The organism is Clostridium pasteurianum (assembly GCF_001705235.1).
In the GTDB taxonomy this organism is placed as follows: domain Bacteria; phylum Bacillota; class Clostridia; order Clostridiales; family Clostridiaceae; genus Clostridium_S; species Clostridium_S pasteurianum_A.
Genome location: NZ_MCGV01000001.1, coordinates 3,611,544 through 3,629,798 on the forward strand (window position 1 = coordinate 3,611,544; position 18,255 = coordinate 3,629,798).

At 29.6% G+C, this 18,255-nt stretch carries 19 protein-coding genes; 10 read left to right on the forward strand and 9 right to left on the reverse strand.

Annotated features, from left to right (window positions below; translation table 11 throughout):
• Nucleotides 1–84: 84 nt before the first annotated feature.
• Nucleotides 85–1,074, forward strand: a complete 990-nt coding sequence (locus BEE63_RS16140) for a GH25 family lysozyme (protein ID WP_066022354.1) — start codon at nucleotides 85–87, stop codon at nucleotides 1,072–1,074.
• A 175-nt stretch (nucleotides 1,075–1,249) separates the two neighbouring features.
• Here the strand turns inward: BEE63_RS16140 and BEE63_RS16145 are convergent, their stop codons facing one another.
• Nucleotides 1,250–2,293 carry an HD-GYP domain-containing protein gene (locus BEE63_RS16145; RefSeq protein WP_066022355.1) on the reverse strand — a complete coding sequence of 348 codons (1,044 nt, stop codon included), beginning with the start codon at nucleotides 2,291–2,293 and terminating at the stop codon, nucleotides 1,250–1,252.
• Between the two features lie 296 nt (nucleotides 2,294–2,589).
• On the opposite strand from BEE63_RS16145, the gene BEE63_RS16150 reads away from it, so the two are divergent.
• The 3 genes from BEE63_RS16150 to BEE63_RS16160 all read left to right on the forward strand — a co-directional run bounded on the left by BEE63_RS16150 (nucleotide 2,590) and on the right by BEE63_RS16160 (nucleotide 5,348).
• A complete protein-coding gene (locus tag BEE63_RS16150; protein ID WP_066022356.1) occupies nucleotides 2,590–3,411 on the forward strand; it encodes an SGNH/GDSL hydrolase family protein in 822 nt (273 codons plus the stop codon).
• Nucleotides 3,412–4,017: 606 nt separating this feature from the next.
• A complete protein-coding gene (locus BEE63_RS16155) occupies nucleotides 4,018–4,851 on the forward strand; it encodes a DUF4352 domain-containing protein (protein WP_066022357.1) in 834 nt (277 codons plus the stop codon).
• Between the two features lie 176 nt (nucleotides 4,852–5,027).
• Nucleotides 5,028–5,348, forward strand: a complete 321-nt coding sequence (locus BEE63_RS16160) for a hypothetical protein (protein ID WP_066022358.1) — start codon at nucleotides 5,028–5,030, stop codon at nucleotides 5,346–5,348.
• A 417-nt stretch (nucleotides 5,349–5,765) separates the two neighbouring features.
• Here BEE63_RS16160 and BEE63_RS16165 read toward each other — a convergent pair whose 3' ends face one another.
• Both BEE63_RS16165 and BEE63_RS16170 read right to left on the reverse strand, forming a co-directional pair.
• A complete protein-coding gene (locus tag BEE63_RS16165; RefSeq protein WP_066022359.1) occupies nucleotides 5,766–6,572 on the reverse strand; it encodes an alpha/beta fold hydrolase in 807 nt (268 codons plus the stop codon).
• A gap of 76 nt (nucleotides 6,573–6,648) precedes the next feature.
• Nucleotides 6,649–8,016: an APC family permease gene (locus BEE63_RS16170; protein ID WP_066022360.1), complete on the reverse strand. Its 1,368-nt coding sequence runs from the start codon at nucleotides 8,014–8,016 to the stop codon at nucleotides 6,649–6,651.
• A gap of 403 nt (nucleotides 8,017–8,419) precedes the next feature.
• Here BEE63_RS16170 and BEE63_RS16175 point away from each other — a divergent pair, with 403 nt between their 5' ends.
• From BEE63_RS16175 to BEE63_RS16190, 4 genes are all read left to right on the forward strand, one after another.
• Nucleotides 8,420–9,115 carry a FadR/GntR family transcriptional regulator gene (locus tag BEE63_RS16175; protein WP_066022361.1) on the forward strand — a complete coding sequence of 232 codons (696 nt, stop codon included), beginning with the start codon at nucleotides 8,420–8,422 and terminating at the stop codon, nucleotides 9,113–9,115.
• 104 nt (nucleotides 9,116–9,219) lie between these two features.
• Entirely contained in the window at nucleotides 9,220–10,008 is a 789-nt protein-coding gene (locus BEE63_RS16180; protein WP_066022362.1) for an electron transfer flavoprotein subunit beta/FixA family protein, read from the forward strand.
• Nucleotides 10,009–10,023: 15 nt separating this feature from the next.
• Complete coding sequence (locus BEE63_RS16185) at nucleotides 10,024–11,232, forward strand: electron transfer flavoprotein subunit alpha (RefSeq protein ID WP_066022363.1); 1,209 nt, start codon at nucleotides 10,024–10,026, stop codon at nucleotides 11,230–11,232.
• Nucleotides 11,233–11,246: 14 nt separating this feature from the next.
• A complete protein-coding gene (locus BEE63_RS16190) occupies nucleotides 11,247–12,632 on the forward strand; it encodes an FAD-binding oxidoreductase (RefSeq protein WP_066022364.1) in 1,386 nt (461 codons plus the stop codon).
• Between the two features lie 150 nt (nucleotides 12,633–12,782).
• Here the strand turns inward: BEE63_RS16190 and BEE63_RS16195 are convergent, their stop codons facing one another.
• The 4 genes from BEE63_RS16195 to BEE63_RS22175 form a co-directional block, all read right to left on the reverse strand.
• On the reverse strand, nucleotides 12,783–13,376 hold the full coding sequence (locus tag BEE63_RS16195; RefSeq protein WP_278327397.1) for a phenolic acid decarboxylase: 594 nt from the start codon (nucleotides 13,374–13,376) through the stop codon (nucleotides 12,783–12,785).
• 291 nt (nucleotides 13,377–13,667) lie between these two features.
• The gene (gene speE / locus BEE63_RS16200; RefSeq protein ID WP_066022366.1) at nucleotides 13,668–14,528 is read right to left on the reverse strand and encodes a polyamine aminopropyltransferase; all 861 of its coding nucleotides are present in this window, start codon (nucleotides 14,526–14,528) and stop codon (nucleotides 13,668–13,670) included.
• A gap of 18 nt (nucleotides 14,529–14,546) precedes the next feature.
• Nucleotides 14,547–15,371: an adenosylmethionine decarboxylase gene (gene speD, locus BEE63_RS16205; RefSeq protein WP_066022367.1), complete on the reverse strand. Its 825-nt coding sequence runs from the start codon at nucleotides 15,369–15,371 to the stop codon at nucleotides 14,547–14,549.
• Between the two features lie 316 nt (nucleotides 15,372–15,687).
• Nucleotides 15,688–16,179 carry a hypothetical protein gene (locus tag BEE63_RS22175; RefSeq protein ID WP_242874814.1) on the reverse strand — a complete coding sequence of 164 codons (492 nt, stop codon included), beginning with the start codon at nucleotides 16,177–16,179 and terminating at the stop codon, nucleotides 15,688–15,690.
• Between the two features lie 332 nt (nucleotides 16,180–16,511).
• On the opposite strand from BEE63_RS22175, the gene BEE63_RS16215 reads away from it, so the two are divergent.
• Nucleotides 16,512–16,988: a Fic family protein gene (locus BEE63_RS16215; protein ID WP_242874815.1), complete on the forward strand. Its 477-nt coding sequence runs from the start codon at nucleotides 16,512–16,514 to the stop codon at nucleotides 16,986–16,988.
• Between the two features lie 112 nt (nucleotides 16,989–17,100).
• Here BEE63_RS16215 and BEE63_RS16220 read toward each other — a convergent pair whose 3' ends face one another.
• Nucleotides 17,101–17,715 (reverse strand): hypothetical protein, encoded by a 615-nt coding sequence (locus BEE63_RS16220; RefSeq protein ID WP_175400857.1) that lies wholly within the window; start codon nucleotides 17,713–17,715, stop codon nucleotides 17,101–17,103.
• 53 nt (nucleotides 17,716–17,768) lie between these two features.
• Here BEE63_RS16220 and BEE63_RS16225 point away from each other — a divergent pair, with 53 nt between their 5' ends.
• The gene (locus BEE63_RS16225) at nucleotides 17,769–18,047 is read left to right on the forward strand and encodes a hypothetical protein (protein ID WP_066022369.1); all 279 of its coding nucleotides are present in this window, start codon (nucleotides 17,769–17,771) and stop codon (nucleotides 18,045–18,047) included.
• Nucleotides 18,048–18,105: 58 nt separating this feature from the next.
• On the opposite strand, the gene BEE63_RS22335 is transcribed toward BEE63_RS16225, so the two are convergent.
• Nucleotides 18,106–18,234 carry a hypothetical protein gene (locus BEE63_RS22335; RefSeq protein WP_278286423.1) on the reverse strand — a complete coding sequence of 43 codons (129 nt, stop codon included), beginning with the start codon at nucleotides 18,232–18,234 and terminating at the stop codon, nucleotides 18,106–18,108.
• Nucleotides 18,235–18,255 lie beyond the last annotated feature (21 nt).

The window sequence follows — 18,255 nt, forward strand, 5'->3', positions numbered from 1 at the left end:
AGTGCATTGCTTTGTGTCAAGATATAGTGTATTTGCATATATAATTTATTGTCGATAGAAATAAGTTATATGGGAGTGATAAATTTGAAGGGAATTGATATTTATTCAGGACAGGGTAGTGTTGATTTTTCTAAAGTTAAGTCAAGTGGAGTAGATATTGTTTATATAAAAGCTACTGAAGGGGTGACTTATACAGATAGAACTGTTCTGGAATTTTATAAAAGAGCTAAAGATGCAGGATTTAAAGTAGGGTTTTATCATTTTCTGAGAAACAATAATCCCATAAATGAAGCAGAGCACTTTTTATCAGCAATATCAGGGATGAATTATGATTGCAAGCTCGCTATTGATGTAGAGGTGACATTAGGACAAACTGTTGATACTATAAGTTCTAATGTGAGAAAATTTGCTGATTATTTAATAAGCAAAGGAATAGATGTATGTATATACACTTATACAAGTTTTTATAAAAATAATCTAAATAGTAATGTTAAGAATATACCATTATGGATAGCAGAGTATGGTGTGACACAGCCTAATATAAGTACAGCATACGTTGGATTTCAATATTCTGAAACAGGTAGAATTAATGGTATAAGTGGCAGTGTTGATTTAAATGAATTCAATGATGGTATTTTTATAAATTCAAAAAGTTTAGGTGTGGTTTCATCAACACCCGTTATAACAGTTAATGATACAGTAAAGATAATACAAAGTCAGCTTAATACACTTTTGAAAAAGAATCTTGCGGTTGATGGGATAAATGGTTATAATACGACCGCTGTTATAAAAGAATTTCAAGGAATTATGGGACTTGTAAGAGATGGAATTTGGGGCTCTAAAACGGTTGCAGCCATTACTGAAATTTTTTCAAGACCTTTAGATGGGATTAAATATAGACATTATGAATATGCCACTAGATATATCCAATATAGAGTTGGTGGTAATATAGATGGAGTCTATGGAAATGCAACTGAGGATAATGTCAAGGCATGGCAAGCAAAGCATAATTTAAATGCAGATGGAATTGTAGGAGGTATTACCTGGAGTAAATTTCTGGATGAAAATTGTTAAATTATTGTTTACAGATAATACTCAATTTTGACAACAAATTGACACGGAAAAATATTAAAATATAAATGTAATTAAGAAAAAATTTATTCCCCCCGAATAAATTAAACATTAAAGCAGTTCGTATTCGAACTGCTTATTTTTGTATATGAAATTAAAAATTATTATTTAATATAATTTAAATAACTAAAGACTTAACATATAATTCTTTCTCTTTTTTTAGATCCAAAAATCCATCATCAGTAAGAAGTAGAGGCTTTGTTAAATCTTCTATGTCAATTTTAATAATCTTACAAGAGCGATCATCATTTAAAATAACACTTTCACCCATATAATAATTAATAACGTGATTTAAAAACATGTTACAATAAGGGCAATCTAATTTGTTTAGACTTTCTTCTTTTATAATTTTTAAGGCATCAAAAGGTCCATTATTAGTATCAGAATTTATTTTATCAAAGGTATCTGCAATTGCTATTATTTTTGCAAATTTGTGGATTTTAGCATCTTTAATTCCAAGTGGGTAACCTGAACCGTCATTTCTTTCATGGTGCATAAGTACACCTAAACCAACATTGGGATTTATATACGGAATTTCTTTGACAAGATGGTAAGCTATAACTGGATGGGTTTTATATACTGCATATTCCTCTTGAGTGAGCTTACCTTCTTTATTTAATATATCATTACTTATTTGAGTTTTTCCAAAATCATGGAGCAATGCAGAATAAATCAATAAATTTGTTTCTTCTTCACTTAATCCAAGCCATTTTCCTAAGATAAAACTAATGGCAGCTACGTTAACACTATGTTTGTAGATATCATTTTGACTTCCGTAGAAAATAACATTTTTAATAACTAAGCCTGTAGCTTCAAATTCTACCTGTAATCTCTTTGAGAATTTTCGTACGCTTTCTATACCGTTAGTTTTTAATTGGTTAATGTTATTAAAAATATCTTCTAGATCTGAAGAAAACTCATTAAAAGTAGCTTTGAGCTCTTGTATTGTTTTGGCTTTACATGGTGCAGGTTCAGAGTCTTCTTCATCAATGTATACTTCTATTTTATTTACTATATAAGTATTCTTTAATTTTTTTATAGCTAATTCTGTTATTTGAGCACCATTTGTAAGTAGTGCTTTTTCTTCAAACTTTATATTATCTGCTGATATCATGCCTGGTTTTAATTCGTCAATTGGTAATAGTTTTTTTATTCTTGGCATATTAAATTCACTCCCTAGGTAATAGTTTCTATAGTAATAAATAACAACTATGTATATGTTATCGGTCTTTATGAGTAATTCTATATATATTTAATATAGAAATTAACTTTTATTTATAAAATTATTTAATTTGCTTCAATTTATAATTTAATCGCAATATAAATGCAATATTATTGTAAGTTTAAAAATCATTAAGAGTTAGAATATATTAAAATTCATTAAATATTGCAGTTTTTAAATAAGTACGATATTATTTATATGTATATCTATTAATATTAGCGGAGGGGAATATAATAATGAATAATACATATAAGTCTGATAAAAAGGTGACTATTTTAGCCATTTTGCTATTTGTTATTACAGTAGCGGTAATAATAAGTGGTGTAGAGTATGATAAAAAAAGAGATGCAAAGAACGAAAAAGCCATTGCAGCATATCAAAAAAAGGAACTCGGTCAGGCGAAAGAGAAAAATAGCACAGGAAAGGTTAAAGAGAGTAAAGATGTGAAAACGATTGGTAAAGGCAAGAGCATTAAATATTTATCTATAGGGGATAGTGTTACATTAGGATATGGTGCATCTTCACAGGATAGCTTTTTTACAAATAGGTTAGGAACTTTAATTACAAATAATATGGGATTTCAGGTACAAAAGAACAATATAGCTAAACGTGGAGAACTTTTATCAGAGGCACTTAATGATGTAAGTCAAATAAATAGTTGGTCTCCGGATTTAATTACTATTGAATATGGAACAAATGATTCTAATACTGAAAATAATGTATCACCAGCTGTATTTGAAAATGAACTCAATACTTTACTTGATGGCATCACTACTAAAGTGAATCGAAAACCAACAATAGTTTTAATGACAACCTGGAATGTTAGTTATGGACAAAGATATGATGATATAATAACTAATATTGGAAAGCAGAGAAATATACCTGTTGTCAATATGAAGGACATATATTCAAATAAGACTAATGTATGTACAGCTGGAAATAAAACCTTTTATGGTGTAAGTGATGATTTTAGTCCAAATGATAAAGGGATGGAAGCTATAGCTAATGTTTTGTATCAAAAGGTACAACCTTTATTGTATGAAAAAGCTAGCAAATAATTAATACTAATACATATAAAAATTTGATAACTATTTGTTTTTTATATTCAAATATTAAAGAAAATATTTTTTAAATGAGTTTAAAAATTAGTGGTATTAAAATGAATGAAATAACGTACGTAGTTATTAGGATATTGATTTTAATACCACATTTATTATGATGGTTTTAAAATTAATATAACTTTTTTTAAGTGGTAAGTCTGATATAAAAAGTCAGGCTCGATTGAAATAGTATGTTACGAAAAGAAATTATTTAATAAGAAATTTTATTCAATAATTATATTTAAGATTATTAGACCTGCACATGTTAAGCTTGTATATAATAAAAAATCTAATTTGCTAAAGGAATTAATTTTCATTTTATCACCTCTATTTAAAGTATTTACAATTATATTAATAATATTCATATCTTAAGATGATGTATTTAAGAAAGTTAACCCTTGAATGTAAAATGATGTAATGATATCAAAATTAATAGAAATAATTAAATTTAAGGAGATAAAGCAATCAAAATATTATATTAAGATACAATGTCATTCCAAAATGTATTATACTCAAATGTAATAATATGTTATAATCTTTTTAACAAAGTGTTAACAAGGGGGAATGATTACATTGAAAAAAATTAAATCAAGTATGGTAATAGTAATGCTTATATTAAGTATTGCTTTAGTAGGTTGCGTAAATTCAGGAGCTCAAAGCAAAAAAAGTAGTACTGAAAAATCAAATAAACTTTTAACTAAAAGTGAATTTGGACAAATGTTTTCGAATGCAAATAAATTTGAAGGTAGAAAAGTAGATTATTATGCTAAAGTATCTGTAGATCCAGAAAAGGACAGCAATGTAACATATATACAAGCTTTTGCTGATCCGGATAATTCAGAACAGAATACTATAGTTAAAATAAAAAATCCTAATTTTGATGTAAAAAAAGATGACATTATACATGTAGTTGGTAAAGTAGTCGAGAAGCATGAAGGAAAAAATGCATTTGGAGGAGACATAGTAGCACCAGTTATAAGTGCAAGTAAAATTGAAAAAACAGATTATGCAACTGCGTTTGATCCAGCTAAAAAAACTATAACTGTAAATAAACAAATTAACCAGAATGGTTATGTAGTACAGCTAAATAAAGTTGAATTTGGAACTAAAAATACTAGAGTATATGTAACTGTAACTAATAGTTCTAATGCTCAAATAAACTTTAATACATTTGAAGCTAAAGCAACTCAAGGAGATAAGCAATATGATGTTGATAGTGGTGACCTTAATTATCCTGAGATGAAGACAGAAATACTTCCAGGAGTAAAAGAAGACGGAATCATTATATTTAAACCTATAGATTATAATGGCGAAAATATTAAATTTATTTTCACAGGCTCATCTGATGATTTTGAGCAGCAATTTACTCCATTTACTTTTGATGTTAATGTAAAATAAGTGTTTTATGGAAAGCATGTTTATAAATAAGATTTTTAAGAGCTTAGAAATAGGCTCTTTTTTGTATTTGTAAAAAGTAGTGAGTTTAGTCATGAAATTAGGTATATAATTGCTTTGCTTTTAGTAACTTCTGTACTATAATATACTTTATACAAAAGATTAGGGGAGTGAGGCAAATGGAGAAGATAAATAGTGTAATCGGTAATGGATTGCCGCATGTAACAACTAATACTGTGATTTTTGTGATTATTGCAATTGTGGCTCTGTATATTTTTATGAAGGTAATGAGCAAAATAATAAAGGTAGTGGCTGTTATAGCCGTTTGCTGGTTTTTATTGATGTCAATTCAAAGCACTAATCTTGCAAACATTCCGATAGTAAAACAGGCTTATAATACGGTTAATAAAGTTATTCCATCGAAGGAATTGTGGCAAAAGGCTTCTGGATATGTAAATAGTGCAGGTAAAGTTGTTAATGACCTAAAGAATTCTAAGTAACAGTATTTTGAAACGTTAAATATAACTCATAAGACTTTGCTCCAAATAATGAAAATACTAAGAAATTTTAATAACTCGCTGAAAAGAAGCTCAGACAAATTAAAAATTCTAAGTCTTTTCATTATTTGGAGCAAAGTCCTATTGAGTTATATTTAAATCGTTTCCAAAATACTGTTACTTAGAATAGAATAAAGGCAAGGCGAATTTTTCTCCGCGCTTTACTTTAAAAGGGAATAAACAGTTCATTGGAACGATTTAAAAAAATTCTAATAAATCTTGATAAAAAGTTGTAAAATACTTAGAGTTTTAATTTGTTTGAGCTTTTTTTCAGCGAGTTATTAAAACTTTTAGTATTTTACAACTTTTTATCTTAGATTTATAGAACTTTTTTAATGTTCCAATGAACTGTTAATTCCCTTATAGTGAATCTATAAATGATTTTATTGTAGCATTAAAGTCATCTGGTTCTTCCCAGAATGGGCAGTGGCTTGATTTATCAAAGATTTTTATTTTAGAATCTTTGATTTGATCGTTAAGCCAAAAGCCAGCTGCTGGTGGATTAAGTTTTGGATCTCCTCCAAAGGTAATAAGAGTTGGTACATTTATTTTTTTCACAGTTTCTCTGTAATCCTGGTAAGTTTGATTTAAAACAATTCCTTCAGCTATTACAGGAGGTATCTTCATCATTTGACTTAAAAAGAATTCAGCATCTTTTTCATTAGGTTCGTGAATCATTAAACCTATTAATTCTTTATAAAAAGGCTCTCTATCTGTTTGAGTTATTTCAGATATATCTCTTAGGTCATTTGTAGTCATTACGCCTAATTTCCAATCTGGCCATGCGAAATCTGATGCTGATTGATCTACACATATTAGAGCACCAACTTCATCAGGGAACATGTCAAAGTAATCCCAAATTACCATTGAACCCATTGACCAACCAAGTAGAGTAGGCTTTTCTATATTTAGTTCTTTGATTAATTCATGAACATCAGAAGCATATGTTTTTACTGTATATCCTTCTAAAGGCTTGTCAGAATCTCCGTGACCTCTAAGATCAACAGCTATAGCATGATATTCTGTATTTTCAAAGAAGGACATTTGTTTTTGAAAGAAGTTTTTTGAACATAACATTCCATGAACTAAAACAATTGCTTTACCATTCTTATTTCCTGATTCTACGTAATCCAGTCTTACTCCTGATTTTGTGTAAAAACTACTCATTTTAAATCACTCCTTAAATATTTTTCCATAAATTTTATAATTATTATATCAAATAATACCTAAAGTGGTATATAGATTATGATGCTATTTCATCGTTGCTAATTTTTGCATTTTTAGTTTTGCTTCTATATATACTTGTAAAGATGTAGCCACAAATAGTCCAAATTAAAACTATATATGGGAATATGTTAGATGGAAAAGCTGGTACAGGATATACATTAGCGTAAAATGTATAAGCTAAAACTATTAAAGCTATTACTGGAAATATAAGATTCTTATTTGTCCAAATTTTATTGCGCTTAAAGTATACTATTGAACCAAGACAAGTAACAAAATAGTTAATTATTAATGACAATGCACCAATAGTACCACAATATCCAAAGATAGTTGTACCCTCATTTTTAGATAAAAGAAGTACTAAAACAATTGTTACAACAAGCAATAAGGCTAATGATATATAAGGTGTCTGGTGTTTTTGATGTACTTTTGAAACTATTTTAGGAACATTTCCGTCTTGACTCATGGAATAAAGTAATCTACTTGCAGCAGCCATAGCACCAAGTCCAGCTGAAAAAGCAGATAATGATACTACAAAGGCTAATGCTCCTGTAAAGAATAATGGCATGTACATTTTTGATAAATCAGCAACACTAGATGCGGATTTTATTAATGATGTAATACCTGCTTTTGAGCTGCCAAATCCTAATGCAATGGCATAACTTGTAAGTACGAAAAATAATCCTGATATAAGAACTGAGCTTGCTATTGCTAGTGGAATTGTTTTTTTAGGATTTTTGCTTTCTTCTCCATAGCTTGAAGCACCTTCAAATCCAGCAAAGCATAATATTGCAAATACTATTGCTGCTCCAATACTTGAGAAACTATTATTGTTTGTCTTAAATGGAATTGCACTAAATCCTGTTTTGCTTATAACCACTATATCTAGAACTATAATTAAAAATATAGATGCAAATTCCAGTGCTAGCATTATTTTTGAACTTAGCTTTACATCGGAAAAACATAAATACCAACTTAATAATGCAGCTAATAAGGTATATGGAAGCCAGCCTATATTTATTCCTGTATAAGTTGCAATGAAGTCATTAAACATTGAACCAAATGCTGAAAGGCAGCCTGCTGGAAATATAGCATAAGTTAAATAAAGAGCCCAGCCTGATAAGCATCCTACCTTTTCACCAAGAGATTTTGTTGCAAAAGTATATATAGATCCTGCAGTTGAAAAGTACTGATTAAACTTTACAAATGATACAGCAATGCATCCTAATAGTAATATAGAAATTAAGAATACTAAGCTTACAGAATATGAACATACACTTGCCATTAAAGGTACATTAAGAGCCATTGCTGCTGATGGGGCTATCATGGCTACTGGTAAAGCGACAACTTCTAGGTAGGTTAGTTCGTTTTGTCGTAGTTTTTCCATAATTTAAACACTCCTTTTAAATATATTTTTTAGTTCGATTCAATAAATGCATAAATATAAAAATCATTATATATATGGGTTAATAATTTCTATATTGATTTGATAGTAAAACTTGCCATTCTTTTGATGAATTAATAACAATTATAGATTAAAAAAACTAAAAATGCAATAATTTATCTAAAATAATATAAAAATATTATCAATTAGTATAATTTACTTTAAAAATGCCAAAAAAATATTTAAGGACGAATGCATAATTATACGAAAAGATATCATTTAGCATTTAGTTTGGCGAATAAAATTAAGATAAATATTTATTGTATAAAATTATAAATTGATGTTTGAATAAAAGGTTGTGGTATAATTTATATTGCTAAGAAGTTGCACGGAAAAGGGTGATAATATGTTTTCTCCAATAAAAAGTCAAAAGGTATATGAAGTTGTAATTGAACAGATAAAAGAGATGATAAAGACAGGAAAATTAAAAAAGGGTGATAAGCTTCCACCTGAAAGGGAACTTGCAGAAGAACTTAATGTAAGTAGAACTTCAGTAAGAGAGGCTTTAAGATCCCTTGAAATACTTGGGCTTGTTGAAAGCAGGCATGGTGATGGCAATTTTATAAAAGAAAGCTTTGATGATAGCTTAATTGAGCCTATATCGCTTATGTTCATGCTTCAAGAAAGTAGTCCTAGGGATATACTTGAGCTTAGAATGGTTTTAGAGACTGAAACAGCTTCTCTTGCTGCAAAAAAAGTTAGTTCGGATGAGCTTCAAGAGATAAAGGCTATAATAGATAAATTTAAGATTACTACAGATGAGAGGCTTAATACAGAATTAGATGTTGAATTTCATCATAAAATTGCTAAGGCATCTAAAAATCTTCTTTTAGTTAATATTTTATCTGCTACTTCTGTGTTAATAGATACATTTATTAGTGATGCAAGATATAAAATTATAGCAAATGGTGAGAATAAAACTTTGTTAGTAACTCAGCATGAGGCTATATATAAAGCACTTTTAAGTAAGGATGAATCAAAAGCAGCAGCAGAAATGCGTAACCATTTGGAGCTTATAAATAAATCAATGTGCAAAAGTTAAATTTTTAACTTTTGTTTTTTTATGGAATTTTTTGTTTTTATGTGCTACAATTTATTTGAAATTGGTCATACCAACACACCAATTTTAGAGAGGGAGGGTTTACAATGGATATTTTAGTATGTATTAAACAAGTTCCAGGTACTAGTAAAGTTGAAGTAGATGAAAAAACTGGAGTTCTAAAAAGAGATGGAATAGACTCTAAAATGAATCCTTATGATCTTTATGCACTTGAAACAGCACTTAGGATAAAGGAAAAGATTGGAGGCAATGTAAGCGTTATCACTATGGGACCTCCACAGGCAAAAGAAGTTATCAAAGAAGCATATATGATGGGTGTAGATAGAGGAATGCTTATTTCAGATAGAAAATTTGCAGGTGCAGATGTACTTGCTACAGCATATACAATTTCTCAAGGTATTAAGAAAATGGGGAATTTCGATTTAATACTTTGTGGAAAACAAACTACAGATGGAGATACAGCTGAGGTTGGACCTGAAATAGCTGAATATTTAAAAATACCACATATTGCAAATGTAATAAGAATAGAAGAAACAAATGAAAAAGAAATAACAGTTGATATGGATATGCCAAACACTATAGAACTTGATAAAATTTCTTATCCGTGTCTTCTTACTATAGATAAAGATATATTTGAGCCAAGACTTCCATCTTACAAGAAAAAACTTGAAACTAAGGATAGAGAAATTGAATCTATTTGCCTTAATGATTTTGAGGATAAGGATGAAAATCATTATGGACTTAATGGTTCAGCAACTCAGGTTGAAAGAATATTTCCACCTTCAGTCAATAATGACAGAGAAATTTGGAATGGAAGCAGTGAAGAAATATCAGATAAAATATTTAATAAACTTAAACAATTAAAATATGTTTAATGGAGGGGAATTATTATGGGAAAGTTAGTTATTAACCAGGATAAACTTACAAAGGAAAACATAAAAGAACTTATTAATTTATGTCCTTTTAATGCTATAGAAGAAAATAATGGTAAGCTACAAATAAATGCGGCCTGTAAACTCTGTAAAACATGCATAAGGAGAGGACCTAAGGGAGTTATAGAGTTTGTAGAAGATAAGGTAAAAAGTATAGATAAAAGTGCCTGGAAGGGAATTTTAGTATATGTAGATCATGTTGAAGGAAATATACATCCCGTAACCTATGAGCTTATAGGAAAGGCAAGAGAGCTTGCTTCAAAAATAAATCACCCAGTCTATGCACTATTTATTGGACATAATATAAAAGAAAAAGCAGAAGAACTTCTTCATTATGGTGTTGATGAGGTTTTTGTATATGACTATGAAGAACTTCGTGATTTCGCCATTGAACCTTATACTGCTGCCTTTGAAGATTTAGTAAAAAAAGTAAAGCCAACAGCAATACTTGTTGGAGCTACCACTGTTGGAAGGTCACTTGCACCTAGAGTTGCAGCAAGATTTAAAACAGGGCTTACAGCAGATTGTACCATACTTGACATGAAAGAAAATACTGACTTAGTCCAAATAAGACCTGCTTTTGGCGGAAATATAATGGCACAAATTATAAATCCAAATAACAGACCACAAATGTCTACGGTTAGGTATAAAGTTATGAATGCACCAGAGAGACAGGATGGTAAGAGCGGAAAAATTACAGTATGCAACATAGATAAAGAGAAACTTAATTCCAATATAAAGGTTTTAAAGATAACTAAAAAAGAGCCAGAGAATAGTATATCTGATGCAGAAGTAATAATTGCAGTTGGAAGAGGAATTAAGGCTGAAAAAGATATGGACATGGTGTATGAATTAGCAGATCTTTTAGGTGCAAGAGTTGCAGGTACAAGACCACTTGTTGAAGCAGGATGGATTGATGCTAAAACTCAAATAGGTTTAAGTGGTAGAACTGTAAAGCCTAAACTCATAATAGTTCTTGGTATTTCAGGAGCAGTTCAATTTACAGCAGGCATGAACAGTAGCGAATATATATTTGCAATAAATAAGGATGAAAAAGCACCTATATTTAGTGTAAGTCACTATGGAATAGTTGGAGATTTATATGATATTGTTCCTAAACTTATTGAAAAGATAAAGCAAAATAAAAAAGTAGAAACGGCAATATAAAGGGGGAAGTTCTTATGGTTAATATAGAAGATATAAAATATTTTCAATCATTTTTAGGTGAAGATAGAGTACTCAGCGGAGATGAAATAAATGAGGATTTCAGCCATGATGAGCTTGGCAGCGTAAGCAAGATGCCTGAAGTACTTTTAGATGTTAAAAATACAGAGGAAATATCAAAGGTTATGAAATATGCTTATGAAAAGGACATACCGGTAGTTCCAAGGGGATCGGGGACAGGACTTGTTGGAGCAGCTGTACCACTTCATGGTGGAATAATGCTAAATATGAGCAGTATGAATAAGATTCTTGAACTTGATGAGGAAAATTTAACGCTTACCGTTGAACCGGGAGTTCTTTTGATGGAGATAGGTAAATTTGTAGAGCAGCATGATCTTTTTTATCCACCAGACCCTGGAGAAAAATCTGCAACTATAGGGGGAAATATAAGTACAAATGCTGGAGGTATGAGAGCTGTAAAGTATGGAGTTACTAGAGATTATGTAAGAGGACTTGAAGTGGTACTGCCAAATGGTGACATTTTAAATCTTGGAGGAAAGGTTGTTAAAAATAGTTCTGGTTACAGCATAAAGGATTTAATATGCGGCTCAGAGGGAACGCTTGCTATAATAACAAAAGCAATCTTAAAACTTATGCCGCTTCCTAAAAAGACAATAAGCCTTCTTGTACCTTTTAATGACCTCGATACAGCTATAAGTACTGTTCCTAAAATTATAAAGTCAAAATCAATTCCTACAGCTATTGAGTTTATGGAGAGAGAAGTAATTCTTTCGGCTGAGGAATACTTAGGCAAAAAGTTTCCTGATAACAGTGCAGATGCATATTTGCTTTTGAGTTTTGATGGAAATACTAAGGAAGATGTTGAAAAAGATTATAGTAAAGTTGCTGAAATTTGCCTTAATGAAGGAGCACTTGATGTCTATATAGTTGATACAGACGAAAGAAAAGAAGCTGTGTGGAACGCAAGAGGAGCGTTTCTTGAAGCAGTTAAAGCTTCTACTACAGAAATGGATGAATGTGATGTTGTTGTTCCAAGAAATAAGGTTGCCGAATTCGTAAAATATACAGATGAGCTTCAAAATAAGTTTAATATTAGAATAAGAAGTTTTGGTCATGCTGGCGATGGAAATCTTCATGTTTATATATTAAAAGATGATTTAAGTAAAGAAGAGTGGGAAGAAAAACTAAAGAGAGTATTTGAATGCATGTACAAAAAATCTATGGATCTGGAAGGGCTTGTATCAGGAGAACATGGAATAGGTTTTGCCAAAAAGAAATATTTATTTAATCAATGTGGTGAAGAATACATTTCCCTTATGAAAAATATTAAAAAAGCTTTTGATCCTAAAAATATTTTAAATCCAGAGAAAGTATGTGAGTAGCTTTTTATAAGATAGTGAAAATTCACATCTAGTTTTAAGACAATTCAATTGATTTTTGTATAGATAAAATTTGTTACAATTAAAACAAGCCCTCAATATAAATTATAAGAATATTTATATTGAGGGCTTGTTTTAAAAAATTATAGCTTTTTATTTTTTGATTCTTTTATAGTTTTTATCAAAATATTTACCAGCACGGATGTCATCTGTCATACCCTTATATGGAGCTTCACTTATAACATCTTCATTATTCTGACCTGCATTACCTATATAAGTTATATTTGCAAATTCAGGTACGACGTACTTAGGATATGTTTCGTATTTTTCTCTTGATTCTTCCATTAAATCAATATGTTCATTTTGATATGTTACTGTAACTTCAGGATGTTCTTGAACCCATTTTGGGAAAAAGATAACGCCGTGTAATTTTCCCTCATTTGGCATAAAATCTAAAGCTACATCTGTACCAGTTGGTTCAGTCCAAGTGATTTTAAAGACGCCATCTGTTAATTTTACAATATTTGCTTCTTGATCTGTTACCCAACGTCCAGCTACCATACCGCCATGTATACGATAATCAACAGTATGATCATTTTTTGCATACCATTCATATTCCCAACCATTGTCATAAGTATAAATAAAATGAGTTCCTAAGAAATCATCCAAATTTTTAAAAACTTTTTTTTCTGCCATTGTAATTCCACCTTTCATTCTTATGCATAAATATTCCACACATATAAACATGTAACTATAAACATGTCAGTATTGACATGTTTATGCAATAAATATTATACCAAATATAAAAAAATATCAATACAATATATTTATATTTCAAATTTACGATTTATAAATATTGCAGCAAATTTTAAGATAAGTTGAGAAATTGTACATATAATTGAACTTAAATTTTTAATATGTTATTGTTTGAACTCATTTTTATATAATATTATATTATGAATATATATTTGCATTTAATTAAAAAGGGTCTGCCCCATCAATTTATATTTAGTGAGACAGCTCCTTCTGTAAGATAAACTAGTTATTTTCATTTAATTCTTCAATAACGTAATTTGGCAGTGCAAATGCACCTCTATGCAAGTCTGTATTGTAATATCTTGTTTTGAGTCCTAAACTATTCCATTCATCTACATGCAAATCATTTAGAGGATGATATTTCTTTGAAGCAAATCCAAATAGCCAGTGACCTGAAGCATAAGTTGGCATGTGGAATTGATAAACCATTGCAATAGGAAAATTATTTTCTATCTTACTATGAGCTCTTTTCATTTCACGGCAGTAATTTTTGTAATATGGACTTTCGTGTTGGTTTATTAAAATTCCATCATCACTTAAAATTCTCTTGCAATCGCTGTAAAATTCGTTAGTAAATAAACCTTCTCCAGGGCCAATAGGATCTGTTGAATCAACTAAAATAAGGTCATAAGTTCCGCTTGCTGTTTTTTTAACAAATTCTTTACCGTCCTCAAAATGAGTAGTAAGTCTAGTGTCATTATCAAACTTGCAGGCGGTTTGTGGTAAATACTTCTGGCAGAGTCTAATAACTCTTTCATCAATATCAACCAAATCTACTTTTTCGATAGTTTTATACCTTAAAATTTCCCTTGAAGTTCCACCATCGCCTCCACCAATAATTAAAACCTTTTTAATATTGGGATTAACAGCCATTGGCACATGGGTAATCATTTCGTGATATATGAATTCATCTTTTTCAGTCAGCATTATGTAGCCATCGAGAGTAAAAAAAGTTCCAAAAGTGTCACTTTTAAAAAAATCAATTTGTTGAAAAGGGGTTTTTTCGCTGTATAAATGCTGAGTTACCCTTATTGAAAATTTTACGTCATCTGCATGACTTTCTGAATACCAAAGATCTAACATAACAGTCCTCCATTATTTTTATTTATGATATGATCCATCAAAATTTTTACCATAGAAAATTTCATCCATTTCTTTTTTGAGTTTGCGAGTTATTTCTCTTCTTTCTTTTGGATACAAGTCCTTTTTAGTATATCCAAAGAGGTAATTGTCTAAATCAAATTGCTTTAACTTGCATTTGGTATGAAAAATATTTTCCTGATAAACATTTACGTCAATCATATTATATTTATTTTTAATATTAAAAGGCATGTAGTTTTGAATAGAGTTTATTTTGTGGTCGATAAATAGCTTTCGGCCGGTGATGTCTCTAGTAAAACCACGAACTCTGTAATCCATAGTCATAATATCAGCTTCAAAGGAATGCACCAGGTAATTTAGTGCCCTTAAAGGAGATATCATTCCACAGGTGGATACATCTATATCAGCTCTAAATGTACAAATACCATCATCGGGATGATATTCAGGGTAAGTGTGTACTGTAATGTGACTTTTATCTAAATGAGCAAGTATAATTTCAGGCAGCGGTCCAGGAGTTTCATTTGATAATGTGTCTTCTGAATTTTTATCCATTGGATTTTCACATATTAATATTGTTACACTAGCACCTTGAGGATCATAGTCCTGCTTTGCAATATTCAAAATGTTAGCACCTATAATTTCAGTAACTTTTGTGAGAATTTGAGTAAGCCTTTCTGCGTTATACTGCTCATCTATGTAAGTGATATAAGCTTTCCTATCTTCCTCTGATTTTGCATAACATATATCATACATATTGAAAGATAGAGTCTTGGTTAAATTATTGAAACCATGAAGCTTTATTTTGCTATTAATGTCTGCTTTCATTTTATATGCTGGACTCCTTCTCATAATAATGATTAATATCTTTTGGGTAATGAATTTATTAGAAATTAGTACTTGCAAATAATATAAAGTTGTAACTGATATTTAGGATATGTAATTATGAAGGATTTTATTATTTTTGTTAGAGAATGTAGGTTCAATTTAGAAATTAATATACCATATTTTAAATTAGTATTTTACAGAGCATATAAAAACAAGGCAGGAAGTCAGTACTCTGACAATTCTGCCTTTAATAATTATTATAGAAAGTTAATTTTTACGTGTCTATTGGTAAGTTAAATATGTCATTGTAGAAAATTTAAGCACATGGATATATATAGTTTGCGATGACACGAACATTTAAATTGTCAGGATCAAATGCATCAGTATCAGGAAGTACAAATTTCAAAGTACGTTCAATACAGCCACATTTAATACTAGGATCATCTTTAATTATGATTGTAGTAAAAGCTTTAAATACAAGGACTTCTCCGTTATTACCATATATGATACATGCAACAGCCACTTTTTTATTAACACATACATTAGTTACTTTTACTCTTACTGTTAATAATCTGCCTCCGTGCCTTGATATATCAGATGGATCAGCTATAATAGTTTGGCATAAATTGCAAGGACCGCATGAGTTACATTTACTGGAGCTTCTATCCTGTGAATTTAAATTATTATCATTATCTAAACAAGCTGAAACATTTATTTCATTAAATTTATCTGGAGCACCTTCAGCAGGTGAATCAGAATCAGCATGACTGTGCCTATGATGATGGTTACTTTCGGTATATATACTCATCTAACAACACTCCTTTATTAATATTCATATATAATATAAATTTGTTTATATATGTTTTTTAAAAAATATGCTTGCTTCGTATTCTAAAGTATTTGCTTGAGAATATATACCCATAACATTATATTCCATTTTATATAGTTGTGTTAATGAAGATTAAATTAAAAAAACGAATTATTAGAAGATGTGTAAGCATGTTATAACTCTAATGAAATGGTCATTTAAAGTTACCTTGACTATGTGGCATAATATGGCTGAAAGTATTTAATTTAAAGCTATGAAATTAAGCTATTTGATAATAATATAAATAGAATTTGATTTATAAGGGGATATATATGATTAAGAATATAGATATTGATGAAAAAGTTATAAAAGATTTACAATATATTATTCTTAAGAGTATAAATAATAAAAATGCAGGAAGGTATAGAAATGTTAATGTACTCATAAGCGGCAGCAAGCATAGACCACCAGAACATTTTTTAGTTCCACAGGAGATGGAAGAATTAATTAAATGGTATGATGAAAATAAAAATAAATTGCATCCTGTAAAACTTGCAGCTGAGTTTTATCACAAATTTACTTTTATACATCCATTTATAGATGGAAATGGTAGGTGTGGAATATTGCTTATGAATTTAATTTTTATGAGAAATGGCTATCCAATGACTGTAATAAGGATGAAAGATAGGAATGAGTATATGAGCGCACTTGAAAAGGCTAGTGAGGAAAATAATCTTGATGATTTCATAAAGATTGTTGAGAAAGCAGTAAATAGAAGTTTAGATACATATTTGTATATATTGCAGTAACAAAATTAGGTCTGTCCTAAAGTTTATATAAACCTCCAAGCTGATGTAAGATAAAACATTCAGTTTTGGAGGTTCTATTAATGCAAAAAGGAAGCATTTATTGATATCTAAATTAAGGTGTTATTGTACTACCATCTTTGGCTATTTCAATATTACAAACTGTTCCTGATCCACCATTTGATGCGGCAGCTACGGAGTACAAATGAACCCAGGCGTAAGTTTTACCATCTTTATTTTCCCATTTGCCGAAATATCCAGCTATACCATCATCAGGTGATTCATTTAATTGCTTAAAATAATATTGTCTAGCTAATTGTACAGCTTGATCTGGAGTGAAACTGCTATTGATATTATTTTGCTGATTCGTTTCTTTTTGGGCTTCAGTAGATTGAGCCGATTTATTTTTTTCTAATTGAATATTTGAAGAATAAGTTTTTTTTAGTCTTTTGGCATCTTCATTAGTATCATCTACTTTTAATATGGCATCTAAATGCTTAATAGCTTCATCATAAATATTTTTAATTGATTTTAATTTAGGAGCTAGTTTTATATCTTTTTGTACTAATGAATCATTTTTGTAACTTAATGCTTGATTAAATAAAGCTTTTGCCTGATCATACTTTTCACTATACATATCCTCATTTGCAGCATTTACTAAACTCTTATATGTTTGTACTTTATTATATTTATAAATATCTAATCCTACACACATTATAATTATTACCATATTACTGCAAAAGACAAACAAATTTAATCTTAAGATGAGCGAGAATAAATAAAATGGGATATTATATACTTAATTGGTATTGTATGGAGGCAAAAATATATAATGGAACGTGTTTTCTCAGAAATAATGTCAATTTGGTTTGTATTTACAATCTAGACTTCCAATTTTTAGAGGCAATGTTTGGTGTTGTTGCAATTACATTTATCGTATTAGCAATATTTTTTGCAGTTGAAAAGTCACTTTTTAAATCAAAATTAGCTGTTATAATATGTATATTTATAGGTATTGCATATACTGTTTTATCAGAAATTTGTCATGTAGCAAATGTGTGATTTTATGAATGATGAACTAATATGAGAAATTAGTTAAGTTGATTTCCATGATAATTTGCTAATGTATCCTTGTTTGAGCAGTAGCCATGTTGTATATATGACCATCTATAATTTTAATACGTTTATCTTCTGGATAAGTTAAGCAATCAGCATAGGTATATATTTTGTTTTCAGCAGCATTATTCATAAGTTATGATCTTCTTTATAT

Coding starts and splice junctions, on each gene's coding strand:
- BEE63_RS16145 (WP_066022355.1), bottom strand. CDS start 2,293: ATGCCAAGAATAAAAAAACTATTACCAATTGACGAATTAAAACCAGGC.
- BEE63_RS16150 (WP_066022356.1), top strand. CDS start 2,590: ATGAATAATACATATAAGTCTGATAAAAAGGTGACTATTTTAGCCATT.
- BEE63_RS16155 (WP_066022357.1), top strand. CDS start 4,018: ATGATTACATTGAAAAAAATTAAATCAAGTATGGTAATAGTAATGCTT.
- BEE63_RS16160 (WP_066022358.1), top strand. CDS start 5,028: ATGGAGAAGATAAATAGTGTAATCGGTAATGGATTGCCGCATGTAACA.
- BEE63_RS16165 (WP_066022359.1), bottom strand. CDS start 6,572: ATGAGTAGTTTTTACACAAAATCAGGAGTAAGACTGGATTACGTAGAA.
- BEE63_RS16170 (WP_066022360.1), bottom strand. CDS start 8,016: ATGGAAAAACTACGACAAAACGAACTAACCTACCTAGAAGTTGTCGCT.
- BEE63_RS16175 (WP_066022361.1), top strand. CDS start 8,420: ATGTTTTCTCCAATAAAAAGTCAAAAGGTATATGAAGTTGTAATTGAA.
- BEE63_RS16180 (WP_066022362.1), top strand. CDS start 9,220: ATGGATATTTTAGTATGTATTAAACAAGTTCCAGGTACTAGTAAAGTT.
- BEE63_RS16185 (WP_066022363.1), top strand. CDS start 10,024: ATGGGAAAGTTAGTTATTAACCAGGATAAACTTACAAAGGAAAACATA.
- BEE63_RS16190 (WP_066022364.1), top strand. CDS start 11,247: ATGGTTAATATAGAAGATATAAAATATTTTCAATCATTTTTAGGTGAA.
- BEE63_RS16195 (WP_278327397.1), bottom strand. CDS start 13,376: ATGTTTATATGTGTGGAATATTTATGCATAAGAATGAAAGGTGGAATT.
- speE (WP_066022366.1), bottom strand. CDS start 14,528: ATGTTAGATCTTTGGTATTCAGAAAGTCATGCAGATGACGTAAAATTT.
- speD (WP_066022367.1), bottom strand. CDS start 15,371: ATGAAAGCAGACATTAATAGCAAAATAAAGCTTCATGGTTTCAATAAT.
- BEE63_RS22175 (WP_242874814.1), bottom strand. CDS start 16,179: ATGAGTATATATACCGAAAGTAACCATCATCATAGGCACAGTCATGCT.
- BEE63_RS16215 (WP_242874815.1), top strand. CDS start 16,512: ATGATTAAGAATATAGATATTGATGAAAAAGTTATAAAAGATTTACAA.
- BEE63_RS16220 (WP_175400857.1), bottom strand. CDS start 17,715: ATGGTAATAATTATAATGTGTGTAGGATTAGATATTTATAAATATAAT.
- BEE63_RS16225 (WP_066022369.1), top strand. CDS start 17,769: ATGGGATATTATATACTTAATTGGTATTGTATGGAGGCAAAAATATAT.
- BEE63_RS22335 (WP_278286423.1), bottom strand. CDS start 18,234: ATGAATAATGCTGCTGAAAACAAAATATATACCTATGCTGATTGCTTA.